This window comes from Geobacillus sp. LYN3, from assembly GCF_003064505.1.
Classification (GTDB): domain Bacteria; phylum Bacillota; class Bacilli; order Bacillales; family Anoxybacillaceae; genus Parageobacillus_B; species Parageobacillus_B toebii.
Genome location: NZ_QCWL01000031.1, coordinates 1 through 2,985 on the forward strand (window position 1 = coordinate 1; position 2,985 = coordinate 2,985).

The window sequence follows — 2,985 nt, forward strand, 5'->3', positions numbered from 1 at the left end:
TTTCGTGCGTGCTTCCAGCTCTTGAACACGGTACTTCAGTTGTTCATTTTCTTTGCGTAGCTGTTTGTTTTCTTTCAACAGTTGCTCAATGACTTGTTGCTGGTGAGTAATGAGCTGCTTTTGTTGTTGGACTTTGCCGATTAAGCTCTCAACTGTAAATACAGCTTGTTGTACCGTCAACATGTGATTCACCTCCTTGTCTATCAGTATTCACATCATAGACAAGGAAAGAAGAAAATATTCAGCTCACTTTATGATGTGGCTGAATAGTTACAAAATTATTTTCCACAATTTTGATTATAAGAATTTCCGAATGCAGAATAATCAACAACCGTGCTAATTTTTAGTTTTTCGTTTTTTATATAAAGCCAGACTAATTGTAGAGGCAATCACTCCGCTGCTAAAACTCACTCTAAGTACATTTATAATATATTCAGGTATTTCTTTATACTCCGTTGTTGTCACCCCTCCTGACATATATGTTACTGTTTTATAGGGGACAAATATCAATGCTAAAGTGATTCCTATGACAAAACCGTACATAAAGCCTTTTTCAATAAAATTATTCAAGACTCATTTCTCCTCTCTATGTGTCTGCATTTACAATTCAAAGTTTTGAACTATAGAGTTTTTGTAATAAAAGAAAGTCTGTAGCGTATTCTCAATCGTAAAAAACTGTTGCTCCCTTTATCTAAAGCTAATTCGTTCAATCACTAACTGTAGATGAGCAAATCTGCTAACATAAATTTACAACCAAACAAAAGAAGAGACATGAACCCGATTCCTTGGTTAGAATAGATGTGTCACCAAACCATTCACAAGGAGGTTCATGTCTCATGAATAGATTAGCACATCATCAAGGAATCCACAAGTTTTTCACGATGTTAGGGTTGGCACTTTATTTCTCGAAACCTGTGATGAAGCATCTCGTTCATATCGTGGATGCGATGGTGACGAAAGGTTTTTCAGGGACGTTGACCGATCTTCATCATGGGAGCTTTCATCCGAACCATCGCACGACACTCAGGCATTTTTCACGAAAAGCCCTTGAGAAGAAGAGACGTTGCTTCGCAAACTCCAGCAGTGGATCCTTCGTCGTGTCGAATGCAGCTCGAAACGAGAGAATTCCCCCTTTTTGTTTCGATCGATGGATACGATTTGCCAAAAAACGAAGCCCTCGTCACGGGCCACGCACGCCATTCAAGGGGGGTGATTGGCACTATTCTCACACAGAGAAAAAGTCAATCTGAGGCCATTCTCTCGTTTGGCTCATGGTTCATACGATGACCCAAGCGTTTCCTTTTGCCTTTCGCCTCTACGACAAGACGGCAGGGAAAAGCAAAGGGAAACTCGCGATCGAGATACTTTCTTCTTTGGATATGAGTCGCCCCGTTTATGTGCTCATGGACTCTTGGTATCCATCCCAAACGCTCGTGGAAGCTTGTCTGAAAAAGGGATTCCACGTGATTGCGATGCTCAAGACGAACCGAATTCTCTACCCGAAAGGCATCGCCGTCCAAGCGAAGCAGTTGGCTCGCTCCATCGAACTAGACGACACTCACCTCGTCACGGTGGGAGAAGAGCGCTATCGCGTCTATCGTTACGAAGGAGCACTCAACGGTCTCGACCATGCGGTGGTGCTGCTCGCTTGGAAAGCCAATCAGCCGATGACACCCGAATATCTTCATTGCGTCTTGAGCACCGATCGGGAGTTAAGCGACGAAGACATCTTGCGCTACTATGCCGAGCGTTGGTCAATCGAATGCTTTTTTCGACAAGCGAAAGACCAGCTGAAGCTCGATGGGTACCGTGTTCGTCAGGTTCGAGCGGTGAAACGCTACTGGATCTTGGTGCAGCTTGCTTACGTGTACAGCCTATTCGAGTCGAACAGCGATTTTTCTGATGGGCTCGATCTCTTGCGCAAGAGAAAAGGACATAGCCTCGTGGAGTTCATTTACTGTGCAGCGAAACAAAATATTCCCATTGATACCGTGAAAAAACAGCTCCACGTGGCATAAGGGGTACCCTTTTCTTTAAATCCAATAGCTAAAATTCAGTGCATTATAAACATAATAATAATAATACGAATATTCTGTATTTTTATCACAAGCAATGCATAGCCCAAAAAACGTAAGTTATTTGATATCTCTGGACCAGTTTACAATCGGATCCTGTAAACTAGGTTCTCCATAAGTACCAGTGTAGGTTTCTGATACATTGCCCGTTATGCGATTTATTTTTCGAACAATATAATTTCCTCTATCATGAAATCTAGTTGAATAATATTGTCTACTTGTATACCCTTTTGAAGGACCTAAAAAAGTTCTACCTTTCTCATAAGTATAAGTGACTGACGCATTTAGGGATGCATTTAGCTCTGCAAGTCCTTCGTCCGGCAGTTTAGTCGCCCCACTAATAGTAGCAGAATTAGTAACAGTTATTGAAGATTTTAAAGTTGCTGTTTCACCATAAGCAACACTTATAATCAATTGTGCAGCTAGCGGAGACCTATCAGTATATTTCTTTGTCACCTCGTATCGATAAAGCAAACTTTCCGGCTGAGCAGCATTAAGAGAGAATCGATTGTTTTTAGAATTTAGGATTCCTGCATTGTTTGGGATTGTTATACAAGAAGACGGTTCAATAATATCATGAATAGTTACATTGTCACTAATGTCCGCTTGCTCAGCTATATCTTTGATCAGATTATCACTAAGTCTATCTTTAAAATCTGGCCTATCTAAGTTTATAATAAGCCGTTCACCATCAGATTTTTCTACAATAATTTTTTGGTTACTTTTTTCTACAATATCAAATTTATCTTCTTCCAAACCCTTAGCATATACTCCAGTTGCAAATAAAAGCATTAACCCTAAAGTAAGGCCAGTAATGGATTTTTTTAACACTATTAACACCCGTGGTGCTAGATAAACTTGATCAAGCATAAAAATAGCCCTTGCATGAGGATCCCCTTAAAATGAAAGT

2 protein-coding genes and 2 pseudogenes are annotated in these 2,985 nt (G+C 40.5%); 1 reads left to right on the top strand and 3 read right to left on the bottom strand.

Going from position 1 to position 2,985, the window contains the following annotated elements; translation table 11 throughout:
- Positions 1 to 183, bottom strand: a pseudogene (locus DCC82_RS16730) (IS66 family transposase); the annotation flags it as partial.
- A gap of 153 nt (positions 184 to 336) precedes the next feature.
- Positions 337 to 570, bottom strand: coding sequence for a hypothetical protein (locus DCC82_RS16735; RefSeq protein ID WP_051035000.1), 234 nt, complete (start codon positions 568 to 570; stop codon positions 337 to 339).
- Between the two features lie 266 nt (positions 571 to 836).
- On the opposite strand from DCC82_RS16735, the pseudogene DCC82_RS16740 reads away from it, so the two are divergent.
- Positions 837 to 2,018, top strand: a pseudogene (locus DCC82_RS16740) (IS701 family transposase).
- Positions 2,019 to 2,135: 117 nt separating this feature from the next.
- Here DCC82_RS16740 and DCC82_RS16745 read toward each other — a convergent pair.
- Positions 2,136 to 2,945, bottom strand: coding sequence for a hypothetical protein (locus DCC82_RS16745; RefSeq protein WP_108430520.1), 810 nt, complete (start codon positions 2,943 to 2,945; stop codon positions 2,136 to 2,138).
- Positions 2,946 to 2,985 lie beyond the last annotated feature (40 nt).

Bases quoted from the DNA above. Each gene is read 5' to 3' on its own strand.
- DCC82_RS16745 (WP_108430520.1), bottom strand. From the start codon at position 2,945: ATGCTTGATCAAGTTTATCTAGCACCACGGGTGTTAATAGTGTTAAAA.